Annotated in this window: 22 protein-coding genes; 16 read left to right on the top strand and 6 right to left on the bottom strand. The window is 71.2% G+C overall.

What is annotated here, in order from left to right; all coding sequences use genetic code 11:
* Positions 1–82 precede the first annotated feature (82 nt).
* From ACN26Z_RS10645 to ACN26Z_RS10625, 5 genes are all read left to right on the top strand, one after another.
* Positions 83–1309: a trypsin-like serine peptidase gene (locus tag ACN26Z_RS10645; protein WP_421460888.1), complete on the top strand. Its 1227-nt coding sequence runs from the start codon at positions 83–85 to the stop codon at positions 1307–1309.
* 105 nt (positions 1310–1414) lie between these two features.
* A complete protein-coding gene (locus ACN26Z_RS10640; RefSeq protein ID WP_421460886.1) occupies positions 1415–1849 on the top strand; it encodes an SRPBCC family protein in 435 nt (144 codons plus the stop codon).
* The gene (locus ACN26Z_RS10635; RefSeq protein ID WP_282239378.1) at positions 1846–2766 is read left to right on the top strand and encodes an SMP-30/gluconolactonase/LRE family protein; all 921 of its coding nucleotides are present in this window, start codon (positions 1846–1848) and stop codon (positions 2764–2766) included. The genes ACN26Z_RS10640 and ACN26Z_RS10635 overlap by 4 nt, the downstream gene beginning before the upstream one ends.
* A gap of 126 nt (positions 2767–2892) precedes the next feature.
* The gene (locus tag ACN26Z_RS10630) at positions 2893–3102 is read left to right on the top strand and encodes a DUF3072 domain-containing protein (protein WP_093403222.1); all 210 of its coding nucleotides are present in this window, start codon (positions 2893–2895) and stop codon (positions 3100–3102) included.
* A gap of 134 nt (positions 3103–3236) precedes the next feature.
* Entirely contained in the window at positions 3237–5306 is a 2070-nt protein-coding gene (locus ACN26Z_RS10625; RefSeq protein ID WP_282239380.1) for a HelD family protein, read from the top strand.
* Between the two features lie 18 nt (positions 5307–5324).
* On the opposite strand, the gene ACN26Z_RS10620 is transcribed toward ACN26Z_RS10625, so the two are convergent.
* The gene (locus ACN26Z_RS10620) at positions 5325–5951 is read right to left on the bottom strand and encodes a TetR/AcrR family transcriptional regulator (protein ID WP_282239381.1); all 627 of its coding nucleotides are present in this window, start codon (positions 5949–5951) and stop codon (positions 5325–5327) included.
* Positions 5952–6023: 72 nt separating this feature from the next.
* On the opposite strand from ACN26Z_RS10620, the gene ACN26Z_RS10615 reads away from it, so the two are divergent.
* Positions 6024–7997: an acyl-CoA dehydrogenase gene (locus ACN26Z_RS10615; RefSeq protein ID WP_282239382.1), complete on the top strand. Its 1974-nt coding sequence runs from the start codon at positions 6024–6026 to the stop codon at positions 7995–7997.
* A gap of 71 nt (positions 7998–8068) precedes the next feature.
* Positions 8069–8620 (top strand): TetR/AcrR family transcriptional regulator, encoded by a 552-nt coding sequence (locus ACN26Z_RS10610; protein ID WP_421460883.1) that lies wholly within the window; start codon positions 8069–8071, stop codon positions 8618–8620.
* Between the two features lie 50 nt (positions 8621–8670).
* Here the strand turns inward: ACN26Z_RS10610 and ACN26Z_RS10605 are convergent, their stop codons facing one another.
* Positions 8671–9036 carry a DUF1330 domain-containing protein gene (locus ACN26Z_RS10605; RefSeq protein ID WP_282239384.1) on the bottom strand — a complete coding sequence of 122 codons (366 nt, stop codon included), beginning with the start codon at positions 9034–9036 and terminating at the stop codon, positions 8671–8673.
* 234 nt (positions 9037–9270) lie between these two features.
* On the opposite strand from ACN26Z_RS10605, the gene ACN26Z_RS10600 reads away from it, so the two are divergent.
* The 5 genes from ACN26Z_RS10600 (at position 9271) to ACN26Z_RS10580 (ending at position 15435) form a co-directional block, all read left to right on the top strand.
* On the top strand, positions 9271–9930 hold the full coding sequence (locus ACN26Z_RS10600; protein ID WP_282239385.1) for an FMN-dependent NADH-azoreductase: 660 nt from the start codon (positions 9271–9273) through the stop codon (positions 9928–9930).
* A 104-nt stretch (positions 9931–10034) separates the two neighbouring features.
* Entirely contained in the window at positions 10035–10544 is a 510-nt protein-coding gene (locus ACN26Z_RS10595; RefSeq protein WP_421460880.1) for a SigE family RNA polymerase sigma factor, read from the top strand.
* Positions 10541–11929: a TolB family protein gene (locus tag ACN26Z_RS10590; RefSeq protein WP_421460878.1), complete on the top strand. Its 1389-nt coding sequence runs from the start codon at positions 10541–10543 to the stop codon at positions 11927–11929. Before ACN26Z_RS10595 ends, ACN26Z_RS10590 begins: the two co-directional genes overlap by 4 nt.
* A 151-nt stretch (positions 11930–12080) precedes the next feature.
* On the top strand, positions 12081–13076 hold the full coding sequence (locus ACN26Z_RS10585) for a glycosyltransferase family 2 protein (RefSeq protein ID WP_421460876.1): 996 nt from the start codon (positions 12081–12083) through the stop codon (positions 13074–13076).
* Complete coding sequence (locus ACN26Z_RS10580) at positions 13069–15435, top strand: hypothetical protein (RefSeq protein WP_421460874.1); 2367 nt, start codon at positions 13069–13071, stop codon at positions 15433–15435. Before ACN26Z_RS10585 ends, ACN26Z_RS10580 begins: the two co-directional genes overlap by 8 nt.
* 78 nt (positions 15436–15513) lie before the next feature.
* On the opposite strand, the gene ACN26Z_RS10575 is transcribed toward ACN26Z_RS10580, so the two are convergent.
* On the bottom strand, positions 15514–17085 hold the full coding sequence (locus ACN26Z_RS10575; RefSeq protein WP_282239390.1) for an alpha/beta hydrolase: 1572 nt from the start codon (positions 17083–17085) through the stop codon (positions 15514–15516).
* 454 nt (positions 17086–17539) lie between these two features.
* On the opposite strand from ACN26Z_RS10575, the gene ACN26Z_RS10570 reads away from it, so the two are divergent.
* The gene (locus ACN26Z_RS10570; protein WP_093403004.1) at positions 17540–18145 is read left to right on the top strand and encodes a response regulator transcription factor; all 606 of its coding nucleotides are present in this window, start codon (positions 17540–17542) and stop codon (positions 18143–18145) included.
* A gap of 17 nt (positions 18146–18162) precedes the next feature.
* Here ACN26Z_RS10570 and ACN26Z_RS10565 read toward each other — a convergent pair whose 3' ends face one another.
* Positions 18163–20187, bottom strand: a complete 2025-nt coding sequence (locus ACN26Z_RS10565; protein ID WP_421460869.1) for a histidine kinase — start codon at positions 20185–20187, stop codon at positions 18163–18165.
* Between the two features lie 215 nt (positions 20188–20402).
* Between ACN26Z_RS10565 and ACN26Z_RS10560 the strand changes: the two genes are divergently transcribed.
* Both ACN26Z_RS10560 and ACN26Z_RS10555 read left to right on the top strand, forming a co-directional pair.
* Positions 20403–21812 (top strand): DJ-1/PfpI family protein, encoded by a 1410-nt coding sequence (locus tag ACN26Z_RS10560; protein WP_421460866.1) that lies wholly within the window; start codon positions 20403–20405, stop codon positions 21810–21812.
* Between the two features lie 49 nt (positions 21813–21861).
* A complete protein-coding gene (locus ACN26Z_RS10555; protein WP_282239393.1) occupies positions 21862–22485 on the top strand; it encodes a dihydrofolate reductase family protein in 624 nt (207 codons plus the stop codon).
* A 59-nt stretch (positions 22486–22544) separates the two neighbouring features.
* On the opposite strand, the gene ACN26Z_RS10550 is transcribed toward ACN26Z_RS10555, so the two are convergent.
* On the bottom strand, positions 22545–23186 hold the full coding sequence (locus ACN26Z_RS10550; RefSeq protein ID WP_421460865.1) for a TetR/AcrR family transcriptional regulator: 642 nt from the start codon (positions 23184–23186) through the stop codon (positions 22545–22547).
* A gap of 36 nt (positions 23187–23222) precedes the next feature.
* Between ACN26Z_RS10550 and ACN26Z_RS10545 the strand changes: the two genes are divergently transcribed.
* The gene (locus ACN26Z_RS10545) at positions 23223–24770 is read left to right on the top strand and encodes a serine hydrolase domain-containing protein (protein WP_421460863.1); all 1548 of its coding nucleotides are present in this window, start codon (positions 23223–23225) and stop codon (positions 24768–24770) included.
* On the opposite strand, the gene ACN26Z_RS10540 is transcribed toward ACN26Z_RS10545, so the two are convergent.
* A complete protein-coding gene (locus ACN26Z_RS10540; RefSeq protein WP_282239396.1) occupies positions 24742–25236 on the bottom strand; it encodes a GNAT family N-acetyltransferase in 495 nt (164 codons plus the stop codon). The genes ACN26Z_RS10545 and ACN26Z_RS10540 overlap by 29 nt on opposite strands.
* Positions 25237–25358 lie beyond the last annotated feature (122 nt).

The raw sequence follows: 25358 nt of genomic DNA, 5'->3' as shown, positions 1-25358 counted from the left end.
ATTGATTATCTTGCATGTATCGATGCTTTTCGGTAAGAAGGCTTAGGAATCGTTCAGGTTCCGCTTCCTGGGAGGAGCGACGATGAAACATGCCCTGCGCCGCCTACGCACCGCGACCGTCACACTCGCCGCCTGCACACTCGGCCTGTCCCTGCTGTCGGCTCCGGCCGCGGCATATCCGGTGCAGCCGACCACGCCCCTTTCCGACCGGGCGCCCGAGTCGGACCAGTTCTCGGCCGAGGGTGTGACGACCGTCGGTGAGCTGCGCACCGTCGACGGCTCGTTGTCGTACGCCCGCGCCGGCCGGACCCAGATCATTCAGCACCCCGGCGCCACGTACATCAAGGTGCACTTCAGCTCGCTGCGGCTGGCTCCCGGGGAGTACGTCACCGTGTCGAGCCCGGACGGCCGGGAAAGCTACCGGTACGACCGTCACCTGAACCGGGCGACCGGCGCGGACTACACCACCGACGGACGGCCGGGCTTCTGGGCGATGTCGGTGGAAGGCGACACGGCGGTGGTGACCTTGCACAGCAACCGCTCCTCCCGGGGCAGCGCCGCGACCATCGACCGGTTCTGGCGCGGCTACGACCGCACGGAGATCAGCCAGTACAACTTCTCCATCCAGTCGGTGTGCAGCACCGACGCCCGCCGGGACGTGGTCTGCTACCGGAGCAGCCACCCCACCGAGTACGCACGCGGCAACGCGGTGGCCCGGCTGCTGATCAGCGGCGGCGGCATGTGCACCACCTGGCGGGTCGGCAACACCAACCGCATGCTCACCAACAAGCACTGCTTCTCGACCCAGGCCGCGGTCAGCGGGAGCGAGATGCAGTTCAACTACCAGTGCGCCACCTGCGGCGGCGCGAACCCCGGGCCCGGCACCAAGGTCAGTGGTGCAACGCTCTACCGGGTGAGCAGTGGTGGCTCCAGCCAGCTCGACTACGCCCTGTTCTCGGTGAACAACTTCGCTGCCATCCAGGGCTTCGGCACGCTCTACCTGGCGACGTCCGCCACCACCACCGGGACGCAGATGTACATCCCGGGGCACGGTGACGGCAGCCCGAAGCGTCTGTCCATCTTCGAGAACGCCCAGAACGGCGCGCGCTGCACCGTCCGCAACGCCAACTACAACACCTGGAACATCAGCTACAGCTGCGACACCTCCGGCGGCAACTCGGGCTCACCGGTGCTGAACAGCAGCCACCGGGTGATCGCCCTGCACCACCTCGGCGGCTGTCCGTCCAACCAGGGCGCCAAGGCGCACCTCATCTACAACGAGATCGCGAGTCTAATCGACAACGGCTGACCACGGCCGGTGGCGGCCCGGTGGCGGACCACGCGACCCCGGGCCGCCACCGGTCGCACCAACCCTCGTGGGCCGCGCACCCGAGTCCGCCGTACCATCCGGTACATGACGATTGCCGTCGAACAGCACGTGGACGCCGAGGTCGCCGCCGTCTGGCGGACAGTGAGCGACGTCGACCGCTGGGCCGAGTTGCTGCCCACCATCGACGAGATCAGGCGAATCGACGACGCCGGGCCGGTGGCGGTCGGCAGCCGCTTCCGGATCCGCCAGCCGGGGCTGAGCGCCGCCACGTACGAGATCACCGACTGGCGGCCCGGGGCCGGCTTCACCTGGGTGGCCCGTACGCCGGGGGTCCGGACCAGGGCGAGCCACGAGCTGCTGCCGGAGGGCTCCGCCACCCGCCTGCGGCTGAGCATCGACTGGGCCGGCCCGGCCGCCCGCCTGGTGGAACTGCTGTACGGCAAGCGGACCCAGCGGCTCCTCACGCAGGAGGCGACGACCTTCGCCAGCCTCGCCGCAGGCAACGGGGGTGCCCGATGAATCCGGTCGAGCGCGTACCCACCCGCTGGGACGTCCTGGACGAGCGGTTCCGGACGGTGAGCGGTGACCACCTGGTGCAGCGGCTGTTCGACGGCGGGCGGTGGCTGGAGGGGCCGGCGTACTCCCCCGCGTGGCGCTGCCTGCTGTTCAGTGACATCCCGAACGACCGGGTGCTGCGGTGGGACGAGATCACCGGGCGGTGCGACGTCTTCCAGACGCCCGCCGGTTACGCAAACGGCCGTACGATCGACCGCCTCGGCCGTGTCGTGACGTGCGAGCACGGCCACCGCCGGGTCACCCGTACCGAGCCGGACGGGTCGCTGACCGTGGTGGCGGACCGTTGGCAGGGCAAGCGGTTCAACAGCCCGAACGACGTCGTGGAGACCAGCGACGGTTCGTTGTGGTTCACCGACCCGAGCTACGGCATCGACAGCGACTACGAGGGGCACCGGGCGGATCCGGAGCTGGACGGCTGCCACGTCTACCGCTGCTCGCCCGACGGTCGGGTGGAACGGGTCGCCGACGACTTCCTGCGTCCCAACGGTCTGGCGTTTTCGGCCGACGAGCGTCGGCTGTTCATCGTCGACACCCGGCGTCGGCACCTCCGCCACTTCGACGTGGGCCCCGACGGGACGCTGCGGGACCGTGGCGTGCTCGCCGAATGCGACGCCGGGTCGTTCGACGGGATCCGACTCGACCGGGAGGGCCGGCTGTGGGTCGCCGCCCACGACGGGCTGCACTGCTTCGACCAGGACGGCACCCTGCTCGGAAAGCTCCGGCTGCCCGAGATCTGCTCGAACCTCACCTTCGGTGGTCGTAAGCGCAACGTGCTGTTCGTGACGGCCACCACCTCGGTCTACTCGCTCGTCCTCAATGTCACCGGCGCAGGCCCGACGACCGGTCCGGCCACCAGGTAGGCACACCGACGTCCGCTGGTCGGACCACCCGGACACCAGCCACCGGTGCGCTGCCGGCGGGGCCGGGAGGGTTCGGTGGCCACCGACCCGGGTATGGCACACCTGTTCGAGAGAGAGGGTGCCGACATGAGCGAAAAGCATGATCCGCAGGCCGCGGTGAAGGACCCGGACGAGTGGGTGACCGGCGACGAGCCGACGACGGCGGCGCAGGAGTCGTATCTGCGGACCCTGGCCCGCGAGGCGGGCGAGAGCGTGCCGGACGGCCTCAGCAAGGCCGAGGCGGCGAAGCTGATCGACCGGTTGCAGCAGCAGACCGGGCGGGGTGACCAGGGCTGATCCCCTGAGGCCACTTCCATCTTATCGACGGGTCAAGTCGCGCAAATCACCCTGGATGCTGATTTTGCGGTTCTGGCCGGTACATATTCTCGACCAGTCCCCGTGCAGCAGCCTCTGGCAGACCAGGGAGCGGTGTGTCCGAAACAGTGCGGCAGCTCGCCATCGAGCAGCAGGTGGTCGACAGGGTGTACGAGCGACTGGAGGTCATGCGTACGCAGGCGAGGGAACTGGAGTCCGAGGGTCGCGGTCGCGCCACGGCCGGCCCGCTGACCGGGCTGGTCGAGCGCGACGCGATGGTGCTGAGCGCGGCGGCCAGACTGTCCGACCTGGATGGTCAGGAGGAGGGCCTGGTCTTCGGCCGGCTGGACTTCGACGACGGCGACACCTACCGCATCGGCCGGCTGGGCGTACGCGACGAGAACCGGGAGCCGCTGGTGGTCGACTGGCGTGCGCCGGCCGCCGCGCCGTTCTACCGAGCCACCCCCGGTGAGCCACTGGGCGTGGTCCGCCGCCGGATCATCACCTGCGAAGGCCCCACGGTCGTCGGCGTGGACGACGAGGTGCTGTCCGGCGGCGAGGTCGACGGTGTGGTGGGCGAGGGCGCCCTGCTCGCGTCGCTCAGCCGGGAACGCGGTCCGCACATGCGCGACATCGTCAGCACCATCCAGCGCGAGCAGGACGAGGCGATCCGCGCTCCGGCGCACGGCGTCACCCTCATCACCGGCGGCCCCGGCACCGGCAAGACCCAGGTCGCCCTGCACCGTGCCGCCTATCTGCTCTACACCGACCGGGGGAAGTTCGCCGACGGCCGGGTGCTGGTGGTCGGTCCCTCGACCGTGTTCACCGAGTACATCGGCCGGGTGCTGCCCGGTCTCGGTGAGGACAGCGTCCACCTGCGGGCGATCGGGGAGCTGTTCGACGGTGTGGTGGCGACCCGGCGTGACCGCGCCGAGGTCGCCAGGTCCAAGGGCGACCTGAAGATGGTGCGGGTGCTCACCGAACTGGCCTGGGACACTCCGCCGAACGCGCCACAACGGTTGGCCAGGCTCGACGCCGACGACCTGACGAAGGCCCGCCTGGAGGTGCGTCGACGGTGCGAGGCTCGGGGCATCAAGCCCAACCTCGCCCGTGCCGAGGCGGCGCAGGTGCTCTCGGACCTGCTCGGCGGCAGGGAGATCCCGGACGCCTTCCTGACGGCCTGGTGGCCGATGCTGACCCCGCAGGACGTGCTGCCCGCGCAGCACGGGCAGTGGTCGGTGGACGACGTCCCACTGCTCGACGAGCTCGCCGAGATCCTGGGCCCGCCGGTCACCACGGCGCCGACCAGGAGCGAGTGGCAGGTACGGGAGTTGAGCAGTGGTCCCCGGCTGGCGGAGACCTTCGTGCTCAGCCTGAGCCTCAACGACGGTTGGCAGCTCTTCGCACCCGGACTGGCCACCCCGATCGCCGTCTCCGGCCAGTCCCTGGACAGCGGCAACGCCTGGGCGGCGCAGCGCTGGGCGGCGGCGATCATCCTGCGTGAGGGCCACACGGTGGTGGGCTGGGCAGACGGCTTCGACCCGTACGGCGAGGAGGGGCACGTGCCGGAGCTTGCCGAGCCGCTGCCGGTGGCCGTGCCCACCGAGCCCGTCGAGGACGTGTACCTGCATGTCATCCTCGACGAGGCCCAGGACCTGTCGCCGATGGAGTGTCGGATGATCGCCCGCCGAGCCGCGCACGCCTCGATGACGATCGTGGGCGACCTCGGTCAGGCGACCCATCCGCTGGCCGCCGGAAGCTGGCCTGAGCTGGTGCAGCAGCTCGGCAAACGCGAGGCTCGAATGCTCGATCTACCCACCGGCTATCGGGTGCCGCAGGTCATCGCCGACTTCGCCGCCCGGACGCTGGCGCCCGGGATCGCGCCGACCCGCTCCTTCCGACCCGGCGGCACCCTCACGATCCGCCAGGTGGACGACCTGCGGGCGGCCCTCGCGCAGGAAACCGGTGCGATCATCGCTCCGGACGCGATCGCCGACCAGCTCGGGGCGATCCCGGTCAGTCAGGTCAAGGGGCTGGAGTACGACCGGGTCGTGCTGGTGGAGCCCGCGGACATCGTCGCCGCCGAGCCGCGCGGCATGAACCGGCTCTACGTCGCCCTGACCCGGGCCGTCGCCGAACTGGTCATCCTGCACACCAAGCCACTGCCGGAGGCGCTCCGGTCGTGAGCGCCCGGTCGGCGTCGGTCACCCGTCGTGAGACGCCGCCGGTGGTCGCTGGACCGCCTCGGCGACGACCCGCCAGACCTGGGTGGCGAGCCAGTCGTTGAGCTGCTCCGGCCCGACCTCGTCCCGGTGGTCGAACCACCAGATGATGCCGGCGTCGACCATGCCCACAACGCTGGCCACCACGTACGCGGGCAGGTGCGCCGCGTACCCGGCGGCACGCAGGTTGGCGACGGCGGCTTCGGTGATTTCGGGGACGGCGTGCGCGGTGCCGAGACGGGCCCGGAACCGGTAGAGGTTGGGGTGGGACACCGCCCAGCTCAGCACCTGGCCGACGATGCCGTGCACCACCTCCGGCGGGGTGCCCGGGGCGGTCAGCGACGGACGGATCCAGGCGCTCACCAGGCGGGCGGCGTGCCGGGCGACGGCCTGGTCGAGGTCGTCCTTGCTGGCGAAATGGCGGTAGACGTGCGGTCTGGGCAGCCCGGCCCGGTCGGCCACCGTGCCCAGCCCGATGTCGGTGCCGTGCTCCTCGATGACGCGGACCGCGGCCTCCACGATCGCCTGCCGTCGCCGGGCCCGCTCCTGCGGAATGCCGCCGGCACGGCGGGCGGCGATGGTGTCCCGTTTCACCGCCGCGTTACCCACCGGATCACTGTAGCGGGTCGGTAGCCTTGGTTGGGTACGAGCTGTACCCAACCAGCATCCTGCGAGGTAGCCATGCCCAGTCAAGCGCCCGGCCCCGTCGACCTCGCCCGCCTTCAGCAGGTGCTCGACGGACCGTGGGCCGAGGTCCGCAACGCGCACCGTCGGCATCTCGACGAACGCTTCCTCCCGGTGTACGGCGAGACCGGTGACCAGGCGCGTGAGCGGATCACCCGACTGCTCGGCGAGCTGCCTGTCAAGCTGGGTATCGCGTCGGCCTTTCCCACCCAGTACGGCGGCGGATCCGACGTCGGCGGCTCGATCATCGCCACCGAGATGCTGGCGCAGGTCGACCTCTCGCTGATGGTCAAGGCCGGCGTGCAGTGGGGTCTGTTCGGCGGCGCGGTCGCGGCTCTGGGCACCCGGCGTCACCACGACGCCTACCTTCGGGACATCATCTCCGGCCGGATCCTGGGCTGCTTCGCGATGACCGAGACCGGGCACGGCTCCGACGTCCAGCAGCTGCGCACCACCTGCACGTACGATCCCCGGACGCAGACCTTCGACCTGCACACCCCGCACGAGGCGGCCCGCAAGGACTACATCGGCAACGCGGCCCGGGACGGGCGGATGGCGGTGGTCTTCGCGCAGCTGGTCACCAACGGGCGGCGGCACGGCGTACACGCGTGGCTGGTGCCGATCCGTGACGAGCGGGGCAACCCGCTGCCCGGCGTGACTATCGGCGACGCGGGGGCCAAGGCCGGCCTGCTCGGCGTGGACAACGGGCGACTCAGCTTCGACCACGTGACGGTGCCCCGCGACATGCTGCTGGACCGGTACGGCCAGGTCGCCGAGGACGGCACCTACTCCAGCCCGATCGAGAACGACTCCCGACGCTTCTTCACAATGCTGGGCACCCTGGTCCGTGGCCGGGTCAGCGTGGGTGGTGCCGCGTCGTCGGCCACCAAGTCGGCGTTGACCATCGCGGTCCGCTACGGCGACATCCGCCGCCAGTTCAGCACCCCCGACGCTGAGCGGGAGGTGCTGCTCAACGACTACCTGGCCCACCAGCGCAAGCTGCTACCCGCCCTGGCCACCTCGTACGCGCTGCACTTCGCCCAGGCCGAGCTGGTCGCCGCGGTGCACGAGGTGCAGGGCGGCGACGGCCCGGTCGACGAGCGCCGGCAACGGGAGCTGGAATCCCGCGCCGCCGGGCTCAAGGCCGCGCAGACCTGGCACGCCGCCCGCACCATCCAGCTGTGTCGCGAGGCGTGTGGCGGCGCCGGTTACCTGGCCGAGAACCGGTTGCCGGGCCTGCGGGCCGACACCGACGTCTTCACCACCTTCGAGGGCGACAACACGGTCCTGCTGCAACTTGTCGCCAAGGGGCTGCTGACCGGCTACCGGGACGAGTTCGGCTCGCTGGACGGCTGGGGTCGCGCCTCCTTCGTCGCCGAGCAGGTCCGGGAGATGGTGCTCGAACGCACCGCCGCACGGTCGCTGATCCAGCAGCTGATCAGCGCCGTGCCGGGCCGCGACGAGGAGGTCGCCGTCACCGACCGGGGCTGGCAGCTGAAGATCTTCGACGACCGCGAGAAGCATCTGCTCGAAGGGGCGATCCGCCGCTTGCGTAACGGCGCTTCCAGCAAGCAGGACCGCCCGTTCGACATCTTCAACGACGTCCAGGACCACGTCCTCACCGCCGCCGCCGCGCACATCGACCGGATCACCCTGGAGGCGTTCGTCGCCGGCATCGAGGACACGGCGGACCCGGCGGTCCGGGCGCTGCTCTCCCGCGTCTGCGACCTGTACGCCCTCAGCGTCATCGAGGCCCACAAGGGGTGGCTGCTGGAGCACGGCCGGCTCACACCGGCCCGCTCGAAGGCGATCACCGCCGTGGTGAACGGCCTGCTCAAGGAGCTGCGCCCACAGATGCGGACACTGGTGGACGGATTCGCCATCCCGGACATCTGGCTGCACGCCGCCATCCTGAGGGAGGAACCCGGTCGCCAGGAGACGATGACCGCCCACGACACCGCCTCCGCCTGAGGCGTGGGCTGCTTAGATTTCGCGAGTAATCTATAACTCGACATTCGGTTGGCCACGGTGAAGGTGGGCAGATGAGTCGGGCATCCAAGGCTGACGCACAGGCCAATCGGGCAGCGGCGGTGAAGGCCGCCTCGCGACTCTTCCGCGAACAGGGCGTACCGAACGTCAGCGTGGGCGACGTGATGCGGTCCGTCGGCCTGACCCAGGGTGGCTTCTACAAGCAGTTCGCATCGAAGGCGGCGCTCGTCGACGAGGCCGTACACCTGGGCTTCATCGACATGCTGCGCTATCTGTCGGACCTGCAGGACGGCTCCGCGGACCACGCGGCGGCATGGTCGTCGCTGCTGGACACGTACCTGTCGGTCGAGCACCGGGACGACCCGGGCGCGGGTTGCCCAGCGGCCGGATTCGCCGGTGATGTCGCGCACGACCCGGGGCCTCGTGAGACGTACGCGGCCGGCGTCCGGGAGATGGCCGGCTGGATCGCGCCGGGCAACGCCGGTCTGGCCGCCCTGTCCACCATCGTCGGCGGCCTGCTCCTGGCCCGGGCGACGGCGGGCACGGAGGTGTCGGAGGAAATCCTGGGCGCGGTGCGCGAGGCCGCCTCTCCGCCGGCCGACTGAACACGCGAAGGCGGAGCCGTGGCAGTCGCCACGACTCCGCCCCGCACCGCTCAGCTGTCGGAACCGGTTGCCGCGGCGATCGCGGCGCGCACCTGCTGTGCGAAGCCCCGGACGGTGTAGTCGGCCGGAAGGCTGTCGATCAGCACGATGTCAGAGATCGAGTTGTTGACCCGCAGAGGCAGGATCTCCTGATACTCGGGCGAGGCGTACCACCGCTCGGCCGCGGCGCGATCGGGGAACTCCATGAGGACGACCAGGCCCGGCCACGCGCCTTCGACCGTGCTCGCCTCGCCGTTGGCAAGCCACTTCCCGCCGTACGGCTTCACCGTGGCCTCGACCTGCTCGAGGTAGCGCAGCCCGGCCTCGTTCGGAACACCGCCGGGAATGCGCAAGTGGTTGATCAGGTAGGTGCTCATCGCGGACCTCCAGGTCAGGGGAGAGCCGCGGACGCGGCCCTGTTTAGATTATGAGCGTAATCTAAACAGGGCCGCGCACCCGAGGCGCGTGAGCCACCACACTCGATTGCCCGAGGATCCTCGCGGTCGCGCCTCGACGCCTCGCAGGCCCACGTCAGGGTGAGACATCTCCCATTCAGTTCAAGCTTGAATCAAGTCTGGCTATCGTCGGATTCAAGCTTGAACCTCAGACTCATGGGAGTTGTCGTGACCCTGTTCCGACTGGATGCCAGCATCCGCACCCACGGCTCGGCGAGCCGCGAGATCGCGGACATCGTCGAGGCGGAGTGGCTCGCCGCGCGCCCCGGTGACACGATCGAACGTCGCCACCTCGGCGTCGATCCCCTGCCCGCGACCGCCTGGGCCGCGGCGGTCACCGCCGGGACGACCGCGCCGGAGGAGCACACCACCGAGCAGCGCGAGGCCGTCGCCCTCGCCGCGACACTTGTGGACGAGCTGCTCGCCGCCGACGCCATCCTGTTCGCCGTGCCGCTCTACAACTACGGCGTCTCACAGCACTTCAAGGCGTACGTCGACCTGGTGAGCACCGACCAGCGAGCGTTCGCCCAGCCGTTCCTGGCGGGCAAGCGGGTCGTGCTCGCGACGGTGCGTGGTGGGGCGTACGGCGGTGGCACGCCCCGGGAGGGTTGGGACCACGCGACGCCGTACCTGCGCCGCATCCTCGCCGACTGCTGGGGCGCCGACCTCACAGTGGTCGAGCGCGAGTTCACCCTCGTCGGCGTCAACCCCGCCCTTGACTCGTTCACCGACCAGGCCGCGCAGATGCACGCCGAGGCCCTGAAGGCCGCTCGGGAGGCCGGCCGCGCGCTCGGTGACCTGCCGGTCCCGGCCTGAGGGGGCGGGTGAGGCAGGCCGGCGCGGGACGCCCCGCGCCGGTCCCACCTCGCCCTCAACCATCCGCGCGGCAGGAGGCGTTTACTTCTGCCGAGGGGGTGGCGATGAGCCAGACGTTCCACGAGTTCGTGGTGCACCGTTCACCGGCGCTGTCCCGGACCGCCTACCTGCTCACCGGCGACCACCAACTGGCCGAAGATCTTCTCCAGAGCGCACTCGCCCGAACGTACCGGCACTGGCGGCGGATCCGCGACGGTGACCCGGAGGCGTACGTGCGCCGGGTCATGTACCACCAGCAGGTCTCCTGGTGGCGGCGGCGTCGGTTCACCGAACGGCTGGAGGCCGACCCGGCGCCTGCGCAGACCGGTCACCCGGACCCCAGCGACGCCGCCGCCCTCCGGGTGACGCTGGCCGCCGCGTTACGCCAGCTCACCCCCAGGCAGCGGGCCGTGATCGTGCTGCGCTTCTACGAGGACCTGACCGAGGCGCAGGTGGCCGCCGTACTCGGCTGCTCGGTCGGGACGGTGAAACGGCATGGGCACGACGCGCTGGTCCGGCTTCGCGCGGTGGCCCCGGAACTTGTCGACCCGGTGCCGGAGAGGAGCGCGCGATGACCACGCGGCTACGGGACGTGCTGCACACCACGGCGGCGCAGGTTCCCGCGTACCAGGTGGAGCAGCGTGCTCTGGCGACGGCGCGGCGCACGCGACGGCGTCGAGCCACGGCGGTGGCCGCCGCGCTCGTGCTGGTGGTGCTCGGCGGGCTCGTACTGCCGGCAGCCCGTACCTCGCCGGTGGATCCGGCCGGACGAGACGAGCCAGGAGCGTTGCCGGACCGGATCGGCCTGCCGCCCCTCGGGAGCCTGCACGCCACGGACCGGCCCCGGACCGGTCCCGCCTCGGTGATCTTCACCGGGGAGGCCGGACGCCTGACCTACGACGACGAGTGCAGTCTCGTCACCGTGGTGGACGGCGACACCGACGCCTACCGGGTCTTCCGCAGCGGCTGGGAGATGACCGCCGGCACGGACGTGGTGCTCTCCCCAAAGGGCCGGTGGATCGCCCACGACCCGCAGCGCGGCGATCCCCGGGTCGACATCATCGACCTGGTCACCGGTGCGACCCGTCAGCTGCGCAGCGGTGTGGCCGGGACGGTCGGCACGGAACCGGCCGCCTGGTCGCCGGACGGGATGTCACTTGTGGTCCGTGACTCGGTGCCGATCCACCTCGACCGCAGTGATCACCGGCGCCTGCTCAATCTGATCCGGCTGGACGACGGCAGCTCGGTCCGGCTGGCCGAGGCGCCATCCGGCACGGTGCCGGGCGTGGTCGTCGCCTTCGCGCCCGGTGGGGCCCGTCTCGCCTGGCAGACCGGGCGCGTGGTCACGGTCGCGCACATCGACGGCAGCGTGATCGCCTCGTTTCCGCTCGCGCCCGGTACCGAGCTGGCCGGCAAGGGGGCCTGGACGCCGGACGGGCGGTGGCTCACGGTGGCGCGGCGCGATGACGCGAGGTGGACGCTGCGCCGGATCGAGCCGGCCACGGGAGCCGACGGCGGGGCGTTGGGCACCGCCGGTGTCGACGACGTGGTCGGCCTCCAACTCCTCGGCTGGACGGCGACCGGCGTGCCCTGGGTGGTGTCCTACCTTCCCCATCCGCCCGAGGCAGCGACCTACACCAGGCCCTTCCCCAACGACGACCGCCCGATGTACGGCAATATCGGCAGTGTTGAGGTGCTGTCGCTGCCGCCGGACGGTCAGCCACCGACCACGCTGCTCACCGCACCCCGGCAGGTGGTCTCCATCGACATCGCCGACGAGGTGATCCGGGCCGGTCAGACCCGCGTCGCCGACCCACCGCGCGGCGTCGGCGGCCGGTTCTGGATCTGGACCGCCGGGATCATGCTGGCGGTGAGCGCGGTGGCGGCCTACCGGCGCCGGGAACAGCTCACGCTCTGGTGGGAGAACCGCCGGGTGCGACGGTCAGCCGGGGCCCGGTGACGCTGGAGCGCTGAGCGGCATTCAGTGGCCGTTCACGCCAGCGCCAGGCAGGCGTCAACTCGTCACGGCAGGGTGACCGCCTGCGCACGTTGCGCGGATGCTCTGAGGTGGACTCTGCGTGGGACGGGGCCGGCAGACGATGCGATCCGACATGACCGGAGAGACGACGCTCTCCGTGGTCATTCCGATGTACAACGAGGAAGCGGTGATAGCCGGCCTCGTCGCCCGGCTCCGCCCGGTGCTGGACGGTCTGCACGTCGACTACGAGGTAGTGGCCGTCGACGACGGCAGTCGGGACGCCACGGTCACGCTGCTCACCGCGCAGGCGCGGGACTGGCCACAGCTACGGATCGTGCGGCTGCGTCGCAACAGCGGCCATCAGGCGGCGCTGACCGCCGGCCTGCACCGGGCGCGCGGCCGGTGGGTGGTCAGCCTCGACGCCGACCTCCAGGACCCGCCGGAGACCATCGCCGAGATGCTGCGGCTCGCTCGGGCCGGTGCCGCAGTGGTGTACGGGGTACGCGCCGACCGCAGCACCGACACGGTCTTCAAGCGGCACACCGCCCGGGCCTACTACCGCCTGATGCGGCGGATCGTCGGGGCCGAGGTGCCGGCTCAGGCGGGCGACTTCCGAATGGTCAGCCGGGAGGTGGTGCAGACGCTACGCCGGCTGCCGGAGCAGAACCCGGTCTACCGGCTGCTCATCCCGGCCCTCGGCTTTCCCAGCGCCGAGGTCCGCTACGTACGCGAGGCCCGGCACGCCGGGCAGACGAAGTACCCGCTGCCGCGCATGATCGCGCTGGCCTGGGACAGCGTCGCCAACTTCTCCGCTGCTCCGCTGCGGCTGGCCACCTGGCTCGGCGCGAGCAGCTTCCTGGCCTGCCTGGCGCTGATCGTCTTTGGCGTCGTCGGGCACCTGCGCGGGGTGACCATCCCCGGCTGGACCTCGCTGTTCGGGGCGGTGCTGCTGCTCGGCGGGGTGCAGCTGGTCTGCCTGGGCCTGCTCGGCGAGTACGTCGGCCGGATCTACGCCGCCGTGCAGAACCGACCCGCCTTCCACATCGGCTCGGACACCGCCGACGACCCGCCCACCACGTTGGAGCATCAGGCGGCCAACGGCCAGCCGGTCGCTGCTCTCCGTGGCTGACCTGCGTCGATTCGCCGCACTGCTGCCCTGGCTGGCGGTGCTCACCGTAGTGCCGGTCGGCTGGTGGCACGGCGGGGTACCGGTCGCCGACGTCGGAGCGTTCGTGGCGTACTGGGCGTTGGCGGTGGTGCTGCCGGGAACCCTGGTGCACCGTGCGCTACGCGGCAGCCGGGGTAACCTGCCCGAGGATTTCGGCTACGGCGCGGCCACCGGCCTGCTGCTCGAACTCGCCGCCTGGGCGGTCGCCGCCGCCACCGGCGGCCAGCACCTGTTGCGGTGGTGGCCGCTGCCGGTGGTAGTCGTTTTCCTGGCCGTACCCCGATTGCGGAAGCACTGGCGTACCGGTCCCGGTCGACGGCTGCCGCTGGGCTGGCACTGGGCGATCTGCGGGGTACTGCTGCTCATCGCCGTTTGGGGCTACGCCAGCTGGCGGATGCTGCCGCTGCCCCCGGCCGACTACGCCTACTACCCAGACCTGCTCTACCACCTCGGGCTGGTGCACGAACTCACCCGGACCATGCCCTTCGAGCTGCCGCACCTGGCCGGGGAGCCGCTGCGCTACCACTATCTGTCCGACGCGCACGTCGCCAGCGCCAGCATGATCACCGGCGTGCCACCGGCGACGGTGCTGCTGCACCTGTGGGTGGTGCCGGTCGGCTGGGTGGCCGCGCTGGTCACCGCCGCGCTGGCCCGCGAGCTGGCCGGACGCTGGTGGGTCGGGCCGTTGGTGGCCGCTGTGGGGTATCTCGGCGCCTCGCCGACCTTCGGCTCGCCGCTGGACATCCCGTGGACCCGCGCGCTGTCGTACGCCAGCCTTTCTCAGACGTACGCGCTGCCGCTGTTGATGCTGCTCGCCGCCGTCTGCGTCCAGGTGCTGCGCGGGCGGGCCCTCGGCCCGGCCTGGGTGCTGGTCCCGGCGCTCGGCCTGGCCTGCGCGGGCGCCAAGTCCAGCGCCCTGCCGCCGCTGATCGCCGGCCTCGGTCTCGCCGCGCTGGCCGCCTGGGTCCGTCGTCGTCGGGTGCCGTGGCGGGTGTTCGCGCTGCTGGCCTCGCTGGTCGTCGCCATGGCCGTCGGCTACCGGTTGTTCGCCGGTGGCGGCGCGGGCACCCTGCGGGCCCAACCGCTCGGGCTGATCCGCCATCTGCTGCCCTACCAGCAGACCTACGGCGCGGAAGAGGGCGCCCGGTTCGGGGGCCTGCTGCCGCCGGGCCTGGCCGAGGCGGACAGGAACGCCGCGTGGCTGCTCGCGGCGGCCCTGTTCGGCTCGTGGCTACTGCGGCAGGCACCCCGGCTGGCCGGCGGGTTGCTGCTGGCCACACCGGCCCGACGCGATCCGGTCGCCTGGTTGTTCACCGGTGCCATCGCCGCTGGTCTCGCCGTGGCCTGGCTGACCTACCATCCCTCCGCCAGTCAGGTCTACTTCTGGCTACCCGTCATCCCGTTCGGTGCGCTGCTCGCCGGCTGGCTACTCGCCCGGAGCCGGGTACGGTGGCCGGTGCTCGTGACGGCCGGTCTCCTCGGTGTACTCACGCACCTTCTCGCCCCGCCGCTCGGGTCGCCGCCCGTGCTGACCCAGGCGGAGCGAGCCGTCGAGTCGGTACGCCTCGCCAACGCCGACGACTGGATGACCGCACTCGGGTGGTCGGCCGCCCGGTACGCCGCCCTGATCGTCCTGGCCGCGCTGCTCGCCGTCGCGGTGGAGGCGCTGCTGCTCACGTGGCCCCGGGCCGCCGTCTCTGCCCGCCGTGCCGCCCTGGTCCGTCGGCGGGGCCGGCCGACGCGGACGACGTTGCTCGGCCGGTCGGCGCTGGCCGGGACGGTCACGGCACTGCTCGGTGCCAGCCTCGCCGTCGGAGTGGAGATTCCGGTTCGGCACCTGCTCGCCCGCGAGGATCCGCTCGGGGCCATCAACCAGCAGCTGGTGGTGACCGAGGCCGAGATGCGGGCCGCGCTCTGGCTGAACGAGCACACCGAACCCTACGACCTGGTCGCCACCAACGTGCACTGCCGACCGGTACGGTCCACACCGCGCTGCGACGCCCGCGCCTACTGGGTCACCGGACTGGGCGGACGCCGCGCCCTGGTGGAGAGCTGGGCGTACGCCGACGCCACCCTCGCCGCCCACGGCCGCGACGGATACCGCTACCCCCGACAGCCCGCCCCCGACCCGGACGTGTTCACCCTCAACGAGCGGGTGTTCACCGCCCCCACCCCCGCCGACCTGGCCCGGCTCCACGACACCCACGGGGTGCGCTGGCTACTCGCCGACACCAACGCCGGACCGGTCTCCACTGACCTGGCCCGGCTGGCCCCGGTCCGCTACACCGCCGGCCCGGTCACCATCCACGAACTACCCTGACCCGCGACTCGACCGGCTCGGGCAGCGACGGAGGTGGTCGGCTCGCCGAGGCGAACCGACCACCTCCGTCCCGATCGGTCAGAACAGCCAGGTCGGCAACGCCGGGTCACTGCGCAGCGGCACCGGCGGCTGCGCGGCGGGGCCGGAGTCCTGGCTCGGCGCCCGGCCACGGGCCGACGTCGTGCCCGGCGGCGGGGCTGCGGCGCAACGGGTACCCTCCGCCGGCACCACCTGATCGATCAGGTACGCCTCGATGGCCTCGTCCGCGCAGCTCACGCGGCCGTACACGATGTGCCCCCAACCCTCGTAGGTAAGCAGTTCGGCATGGTCGGCGAACTGGTCGGCGGCACCGAGCGCCCAGTTGTAACCGGTCGCCGGGTCGTGCAGCGAGTTGACGAGCAGCAGTTGCGAATCGTTTGTCGGGTCGATCCGCCGCTGCGGGTTGTCCGCCGAAGTCGGCCAGCCCAGGCAGATCGCGCCGACCGACGCCCGGGGCGGGTCCGGCAGATCCGGCGCGACGCGCTGCGCGTCCGCGAGAATCGACCGCCACCTGGTGACATCAGGTGCCTTAAGGTTCCAGTCCTGGCAGAGCACCGCCTGATACGCGAAGGCCACCACGGTCGGCGGTTCCTCGGCCGACTGCCGCGCCGCCGACGACGTCCCCGACGGCCGACCCGCGTCGACCCGCTCCAACTCGGCGGCGATCTCCAGCCAGTACGGCTGGTAGTTGAGGTTGCCCAGCACGAAGTTGACCAGATCCCGCTGGGTGATCTTGTAGGTGTGATCGTCCGGGTCCGGCAACTCACCCCGGGCGGCGCGGTCGAGCAGCCGCTGCCAGAACTGGCGGATGTCCCGGCCGTACAGGGCGCACTGCGGCAACCGGGCGCAGCCGGCCACGAACTCGTCGAACGAATCCTGCCCGGTGGCCGCCTGGGTGACGGCGAAACCACGCGCGTCCTGGCTGTGATCCATCACGCTGTCGGCCACAATGGCGCGTACCCGGCTCGGAAACATTTCCGCGTACTGCTGGGCCATCAGCGTGCCGTACGACATCCCAAGAAAATTCAGCTGGGTGTCACCGACTGCGGCGCGTATCGCGTCGATGTCCTGGATAACCTGTAGCGTGTCGACGTGGTCGAATACCGGCCCGCTGTTGGCGCGACAGTCATCGGCCAACGCGCGACTCGCGGACACCATCCGGGCAAATGCGCTGGACGTTTTGATCGGCTCGACCGGCAAATCGTTGATCTTGTCCAGCGTACACATGATCGGTGAACTGCGGGCCACCCCGCGCGGGTCGAATCCGACGATGTCGAAATGGCGGCGCAGCTCGTCGCCGTAGGTGGCCCAGAGCGCCGAGTCGACGCCGGAGCCACCGGGCCCACCCGGATTCACGATCAGCGACCCGCGGCGCACCGTCGGGTCCGTTGCCGGCCGCTTGGCCAGCGCCAACTCGATTGTCGGCCCGTTCGGATCGGCCCAGTCGACCGGTACCTCCAGGGTGCCGCACAGGGCGCTGGCATCCTGCTCACACGGCATCCACTGCACGTCCCCAATCGGGGCCGCGGACGCGGACGACGCGGCAAGCGGTGCCAGCACCACCCCCACCGTGACCCCGGCGAGCAATCGCCGGATCAGTTTTCTGCGCATGCTCCCTCTCCCAGATCATTTTCCGGCTTTCCGCCGGCCGATGCTGAACGTAGCGACCGGGCCACGGTCCGGGGTTACCGAGAAATGTCGCCGGCAATACCATTTGGAACGCGACATGATTGATCGGAATGACCAGCTACGGCACCGTTGCCGTACGGCGCACGTGAATGGCGAGGTCACCGGGGAGACGGCGGTTGTCACAGCTCGCGAATCGGCAACCGGTCGACGGATGTCAACATGGCAGAGGTCACAATCAGCCGCCGTGTTAGCGCTAACCCAGGAGGCATCCGACCGCAACGTCCGGTCAAATTGCGTGATGAATTGGAAACCCCGGATTCATGTGTCCAACCGCCGGGTGGCGGCCGCACGGCCCCGAGCGCCGCGGCGTACGGTCGGCGTGGGCGCGGCAGAGCCGGCACCGGGGCCGGCTGGCCGATCGGCTCGGGAGGAACGAGTGATCCGGATTCTTCTCGCAGAGGACGTACGCATCCTGCGGGACACCCTGGCCGCGGTGCTGCGGCTTGAGGACGACCTGGCCGTGGTCACGACGGTCGCCAGGGGCGACGAGATCGTCCCGGCCGCGCTACAGCACCGCCCGGACGTCGCCGTGGTCGACATCGACCTACCCGGCGTCGACGGCCTGACTGCGGCGGCCGAACTGCACCAGCGCCTCCCGCAGTGCCGTACGTTGATCCTGACCGGGCTGGGCCGGCCCGGCAATCTCCGCCGGGCGGTCGCCGCCGGGGTGAGCGGCTTCATGGTCAAGGACGCCCCGGCGGAGCAGCTGATCGACGCGGTCCGGCGGGTGGCCGGCGGAGAACGGGTGGTGGAGTCACAGCTGGCGTTGGCGGCGCTGGAGGCGGCGGACAACCCGTTGACCGCCCGGGAGGCCGAGATCCTCACCCGGCACGCGGCCGGCGCGTCGGCGGCCGAGATCGCCGCCGACCTGCACCTGTCCCGTGGCACGGTGCGCAACTACCTGGCCTCGGCCGTCACCAAGCTGGGCGCGCGTAACCGGGTGGACGCCGCCCGCATCGCCACCGAGGCCGGCTGGCTGTAGCGGAACGGATCCGCACGTCAGGTCTCCGGCTCTGGGACGGACCCGCCGACAACAGGCGGCCGGTGGGCGGAGTCGCCAACGACGGGTGCCCGTTCACCGCGCTGTCTTGGTGGGACGCCCGGCAGCGGCAGCCAGGCCGTCAGCTCGAAGCGACCGCCGTGGACCCGAACGGAGAGCCGCCCGGCAAGGTCAGCGACCCGACCGGCCAGGTTGGACAGCCCGTGCCCGCCGGTGTCCGGAGGCGCGTCCGGCCCAGGTGGCCGCAGTTGCCCACGCTCGCCAGCGACGCCCAGGAGGCCGTCGTTGGAGACCCGGAGGCGGACCGTGTCCTCGCCCACCTCGACCGTGATCTCGCACCCCCGTGCCGGCGCGTGCCGCACCACGTTGGTGACCGCTTCCCGCAGGAGCGTCGCAAGGACGGTGTCCAGTTGCTCGGGCAGCCGAGCCACCGACGGCTCGGCGCGCACGACGGCGTCCACACCGGCGGCGGCGAGCACCTCAGCCGCCGCAGCCAGTTCGACGCTGAGCGAGAGGACACGTTCGTCGGCGGTCACGGTCCGCAGGTCCGCCCGTGCCTGCCGGGCCAGCCGGGTCAACGCCTGCAACTCCGCACGCGCCGCGGCGTCGTCGCGGCCGATCAGCCGCCGGGCCAGGTCACACTTGAGCGCGACCGCTGAAAGGCCCATACCCAGCAGGTCGTGGGTGTCCTGCGCGACCCGTATCCGCTCCCGCACGGCGGCCATCCGGGCGAGGTGCCGGCGTAGGTCGTCGAGTTCCACCGCAAGGGCCGCCATGCGGGACAGCGCGTGGACGACCAGGCCGGTGGTCACCGTCACCAGGAGCGCGTAGACGAGGTCGGCGGTGTCCAGGTCGGGCAGCACGTGCGCGTGTACCGCGATCGACGCCTGGATCACCGTGAAGGTCAGCCAACCCCATGGGCGGGGCAGCAGCAGCAACGCCGAACCCGCCACGAAACCGCTCAGCCCGTGGATGGCCGGGTGCATGGCCGGGACAAAGCCCAGGCAGGTGAGCAGCAACTGGCCGGTCAGCGTGTACGACCAGCCGCGCGGTCGGACACGGTCCCGCCACGCCGTGGAGTGGTAGAGCTGAAGCACCGCGAGCAGCACGATGGCGGCGACCGAGGCCGCCATGACGACGGTGCTCGCGGAGCTGGCCACGGCACTGACCGTGAACTCCGCCGCGAGGGCGGCCAGCACCAGGGCGAGGACGAGTCGGGCGAGCCGTGGTGCCAACGTCGGCTGGGTGGTGTGGTCGGCGGACGGGTCCGGCATGCTCGCCGGCCGGTCGTACGCCACCGCTGCCCGGATCTGGTCGAGTGCCTGCCGGGCGCTGCGCGCCGCCTCGTCGAGCCGTTCGCGCGCCTCGTCAGACCTCCGGATGCCGGTCGCGAGTGCGGCCCGGGCATGCGCCAGCACGGTGTCGAGCCGGTCACCGACGGCCACCCGCAGTCGCTCGGCCGCCCGCAGGCGTTCCCGGGCCACGGTCAGGGTCGCCAGCTCGGTCCGGGCGGTGTTCAGTTCGGTGACGATGCCGGCGAGCCGGACCAGTCCGAACAGGGCCATGCCGACGTAGACCGGTAGGACGAGGACCAGCGGGGTCTCCGAGAGGCCGGTGAGATGCGGCAGGCCGACAACGGCGAAGCGCAGCACACTCTCGGCCGCCACTGCGACGCCGAACAGCAGCCATGACATCGGCGTCGCCACCGTCAACAGCAGCAGCGCGCCCAGCAGACCGGACGTGCCGACCACCCAGTCACCCCCGAACAGCACGAACGGCAGGTAGGTCAGCAACGCCTGGGTGGTGAGCAGGAGCGCGCGGTGGCGCGCCCACCAGGGCCGGGTCGCCGGTACGGCGTACAGCAGCGGTAGCGCGAACGCCAGGATGGTCACCACGCCGGCGAGCGGACCCGCCCAGTGGACCGCGATCCCTGCGCCCACGGGCAGGGTCAGGCAGAGGAAGACAGTCGCGGACACCCACGAGTGCCGGTGGGCGTCCGGGGCCGGCCCCCGGTCCGCGTCCATTCCTGCTGGCACCTTCCTCCTCGCCGGTTCCTGGCCGGCTGCTGCCGTCTGCACGGTAGTCGCCACCGTCCGCCACCGAAACGAAGATGTGCCCGGCGCACCCTCCGGCCCATGCGGATCGCACATCCAGCTCGTGCTCGGCGGCACTGGTCCGCCGCGTCCGCACCGCACGAGACTCGACCTACGGTCCGTCGTCAGCAGTCGCGGAGGTCAGCATGCGGAGCACGGGGAAGCTGGCGCCTCCCGGCCGCCGCCGCGTGGTGCGGAGACTCACCCGAGGCGCGGTGGTGCTGCTCGCCTTCCTCGCCGTCCCGGCGGCCACCTTCGCCGCTGGCCTGCACACCTTCGACCGGGACCGGTACGCGCAACCCGACGCCGACGCGGCGGCGATCGCGGCGGCCGTTCCGCCGGCACACGACCCCGGTAAGCCCACCGCCGTGGTCGTCGTCGGCAACGACGGCGCCAACATCGCCGACACGCTCGTCCCGTACGAGGTTCTCGCCGCCAGTGGTGCGTTCAACGTCTACACCGTCGCGCCGGAACGTCGCCTCGTGCCGCTGCTCGGCGGGCTCGATCTCGTACCCGATCTCGACTTCGCGCAACTGGACCGGCGGCTGGGTGGTGCCGCGCCGGACGTCACAGTCGTACCGGAGATGCCGGCATCGGAGTCCAGCGACGCGCGGGTGACCGGGTGGCTGCGCGACAGCGCCCGGCGCGGACTGCTGCTGGGGGTGTGCACCGGCGCGCGACTGCTCGCCGAGGCCGGTCTACTTGACGGCCGCGACGCGACCACGCATTGGTACCGGCTCGACGGTTTGCGGGAGCGCCATCCCGATGTGCGTTGGCAGCGCGGGGTCCGCTATCTCGACGACGGCGACGTCATCACCACCGGCGGGCTGTTGTCCTCAGTTGACGGCACGTTGCGGGCGGTGGAGCGGCTCGCGGGTACCGACATCGCCGCGACGGCCGCGACGGCGGTGGGTTGGCGGCACTACTCCCCCGGCAGCGCAGCCGCCCTGCCGAGGTCGCGGCTGGCCGTCGGCGACGCACTTCTGCACGTGCTCAACGTCGGCTTCCGCGCGCGGGAGACCACCCTGGGGGTGGTGCTCACCGATGGTGTGGGCGAGCTCGAACTGGCCTCGGCGTTCGCCCCGTACGCCGAGGTCAAGGCCGCGCGGACAGTGGCGCTCGCGGCCGGGGACCGGATCCGTTCCCGGCACGGCCTGACCTTCGTCCCCCGGGCACAACTCGGCGACGCGGAACGCGTCGACCGGCTGCTCGTTCCCGGTGCCGACGCCGCCGCCGATCCGCCCGCTGCGCTCGTCGGGTTGAGCGACCGCGCCGACGTACCGGTGGCGTACCTGCATGAGCGGCCCGGCTTCGCGTTCGACCCGGCGCTGCGGGAACTGGCCCGCAGCATGGATGTGCCCACCGGACGGTGGACCGCCAAGATCCTGGAGTACCCCCGCTCGGATCTCCAGCTGTCCGGGCCGGGGTGGCCATGGTTGTTGACCCTGCGCCCGGTGCTCCTCGGCCTGGCGGGGCTGGCGGTCGCGCTGGCGGTCCTGCGATTGGCGCGGAAGCCCCGCGCCGCGCCTCCCCTGCCTGACAATGCAGACCGATGATTCGTCGCAGGTGGGCCTACACCCGACAGACAACTGGAGGTAGCAGCGGATGAGCACGACCGAGAGTCGCGGCCGGGTCAAGGCCGCCATCACCGTGTCGGTGGATGGCTACGTCACCGGTCCGGACGACCGTGAGGGCCAGGGGCTCGGGGTCGGCGGTGAGCGGCTGCACTACTGGGTGATGGGCGGCCCATGGACCTACGAGACCGACCATGAGCCCGGTGCAGGCATGAGCGACGCGGACCGCGCCTACTACGACGCACTGCTCGACGGGGCGACCGGCGGCCTGTGTGGCCGTGGCATGTACGACAGCTCCGGTGCCTGGGGCGGCCAGAATCCGTTCGGCGGGACGATGGTCGTACTCACGCACCGCACTCAGGACCAGCCCGACCCGAGTAGCGGCTTCCTGATGGTGAACGGCTTCGACGAGGCGCTGGCGGCGGCCCGGAAAGCGGCGGACGGCGGGGCTGTCGCCATCGGCGGAGGCGCCGACATCATCCGGCAGGCCCTCACCGCGGGGGTCGTCGACGAACTCGGCATCACCACCGCTCCGGTGACGCTCGGCCGAGGCAAGCGGCTCTTCGAGGGCTTCGACCGCGACCTCGACCTCGAGATCCTCTCGGTCCACCAGTCGCCGTACGCCGTCCATGTCAGGTACGCGGTCCGACGCTGACCGTCGACCGTCTGTTGTGACCAGCGCTACCTACCCGAGAATGGAAACACCGGGTGGGATCACGACCGGGCGTAGTGGCGGCAGCGGCCGGTGAAGGTCAGCGCCAGGACCGGGTCGATGACCGCGTCCGCGGGTGCCCGACGACGGGCCGGATCGTCGGGGCCGACCAGGATCAGGCTGGCAGCCAGACCATAGGTGGTGGCGAGGATCCGGGCGGCGGCGGTATCGACGTCGACGTCGACGTCGACCTCGCCGCACCGCTTCCCGTTGCGCACCGCGATCGACGCGCGCAGGTGCAGGTCGCGGTGGGCGCGTGCCGCGACCTCAGCGAGCTCCTGATCATGCAGGGCCTGGGTGGTCAGGTTCTGGGTGACGTGGAACTCCTCGATCCGGATCTCGTCGAACGGAAGCAGTTCGACCACCGCGGTCGCGATGATCTCGCGAATCGGCCGTTCGACGGCCTCGCCCTCGGCGATGTGCGTCGCGATCCGCTCGTCCCGGCGGCGGAGCGCGTCGACGTAGACGAATCGGAGCAGTTCCTCGCGGTTGCCGAAATAGTGCTGGATGAGGCCGACCGAGATGCCGGCAGCGGCGGCGACGCGGGCGAACGTGGTGGCCTGAAGGCCGTGTTCCACCAGGTGACGCCGGAACGTCCGGGCGATGAGCGCGCGTCGCTGGTCGTGGTCGGCAACGCGGGGCATTTGATGACCATACCGCCGTATGGCTACGGTTGCCATATGAACGTATTGCAACGGGGGGTGGCCGCGCTGCTGCTCGCGCTGCCCGGAGTCGACCTAGGGGTCGGAGCCGGCAGGTCGGTTGAGGCGGCACCGGCGGCGAGCAGCGCCGTCGAACCGGGCCGGCTGGACGCCTTCGTCACCGAACAGATGGACCGGGCCGGCGTCCCGGGCGTCGCGTACGCGATCGTCGGCTCCGGTGGAGTGGAGCACCAAGCGACGTTCGGCGCGGACGGCGACGGCGAGCCGATCACCGACGCCACCCCGTTCCTGTGGGGATCGGTGGCCAAGCCGGTGACCGCGAGCCTGCTGGTGTCGATGGCCACGGCCGGGGAGCTGGATCTCGACGCGCGCGTGACGACCTACCTGCCGACCTTCGGCATGGCCGACGAGGAAGCCAGGACGATCACCCTGCGCCATCTGCTGAGCCAGACCGGCGGCATCCCGGAGCGGATGGACCTGACCGACCGCTACGACGTTGATCGGCGGCCGGGCGACGTCATCGACGCCCTCGACAACGTGCACCTGGCCGCCGGCGTCGGCGAGAAACACCTCTACTCCAGCGTCAACTACCTGTTGCTCGGGGCTGTCGTCGAGGAGATCACCGGCCGGGACTTCGCCGACGTGCTTCGTGAGCGGCTGCTCGCGCCTGCGGGGATGAATACCGCGATCATCGAGGCCGACGATGCGGCAGACCGGCTCCCGCCGGGCCATCGATACGTGTTCGGCGAGCCGAGGGCGTTCCCGAGCCGGTTCGACCCCGCCGGTGTCAGCTACGGATACCTCGGGGGTTCCCTCCGGGACGCCGTAGCGTTCGCCCGGGCGAACCTCGACGGCAGCGCAGTCCTGTCCGCCGAGCAGCGGGCCACTCTGGTCCGTCCGGTGGCGACCACCGGGGACGGCCGGAGCTACGGGCTCGGCTGGCGCACCTGGCCGGTGTTCGGCAGCGACCAAGCGATGGTCTGGCACTCCGGCGCCGCGCCGGGCTACCAGGCCGGGATCGTTGTGCTGCCCGAGCAGGACCGGGCCGTGGTGGTATTGCAGAACGCGTACGGCAGCTTCCAGGAGAACCAGCTCCTGGACACCTCGTGGGGCCTGGCTTCCATCCTCTCCGGAGCCGTACCCGAGACCCACGGCAACGAGCGGTCCTACGCCGCGCTCCTGTCCGGCCTGAGCCTGGTGTGTCTGCTGCTGCTCACGGCGGTGGCCGGCTCGCTGTGGCGGGTGGCGCGGCCGGTCGCCGCCGGGTCCCGGCGGCGTCTGCTGGGTCTCGTCGCCTGGCTGGTGGCCCTGCTGCTCGTCGGTGCCGGCCTGCTCGCCCTGCCGTCGTACTTCGGCGTCACGCTGGGCCAGGTCTCCCTGTGGGCGCCCGACCTCGCCGCGCTGCTCGGTGCCGGGCTGCTCCTCGTCGCTGTTCTCGTGCTGGCCCGCGCAGCCGTCACCGTACGCATCTGGCGTCGGGCAGCAGAGTTGGATCCGAGTACCGCCCCTGAGACCGGTGTCGGATCTGCGGGGCGGATCATGTTCCCGGAAGGTGGCGACGCATGATCCACGTCGGCGCCGTGCCTTCGCCGGTCACCGCGCCGGTACGCGGGTCGACCGCGCGCCAGCGGTGCTGGTGAGGTCGAACGATCACGTAACCCAACCTCTGGTAGAACGAGACGGCCGCCTCATCGTCGACGTCGACGTCGAGACTCATGGCGTCGGCGCCGCGCGCCACACCTGCCGCTTCGCTGGCTGCGACAAGCGCCCTTCCTACCCCACGGCGACGGGCCGGCGCGACCACCGCCAGCCCGTACAGCCATGGGTTGGGGGTGTCGCAGCCGTCCCGCCACCGGACGCTCACCACCCCCACGACGCGGTCGGCGGCCACCGCGACGAGCATCGCCTCCTCGCCTCGCCCGGCGGCCTGGAGACGCACCTCGGCGCGGTCCCGCGAACCCGCCAATTCGCCCAGACCGTCCAGGTCGACGCGGTGGGCGGCACGGATCATCAGGTCGTCGAGCGGGCTCATTGCGGCGTCCCCAGTCGCGTCGGTAACGGGCTCGGCATCGTCGTCGGTGCCGCGTCCGGGCGGCAACACCGTCTCGGAGATCGTGTCACTCGTAGCGATGGGCCCGGGGGTGCCGCCGGGAG

Source organism: Verrucosispora sp. WMMD703 (genome assembly GCF_049178935.1).
Lineage (GTDB): Bacteria > Actinomycetota > Actinomycetes > Mycobacteriales > Micromonosporaceae > Micromonospora > Micromonospora sediminimaris.
The sequence above is the reverse complement of the archived record's forward strand: the minus strand, read 5'-3'. Positions and strand labels throughout refer to the sequence as shown.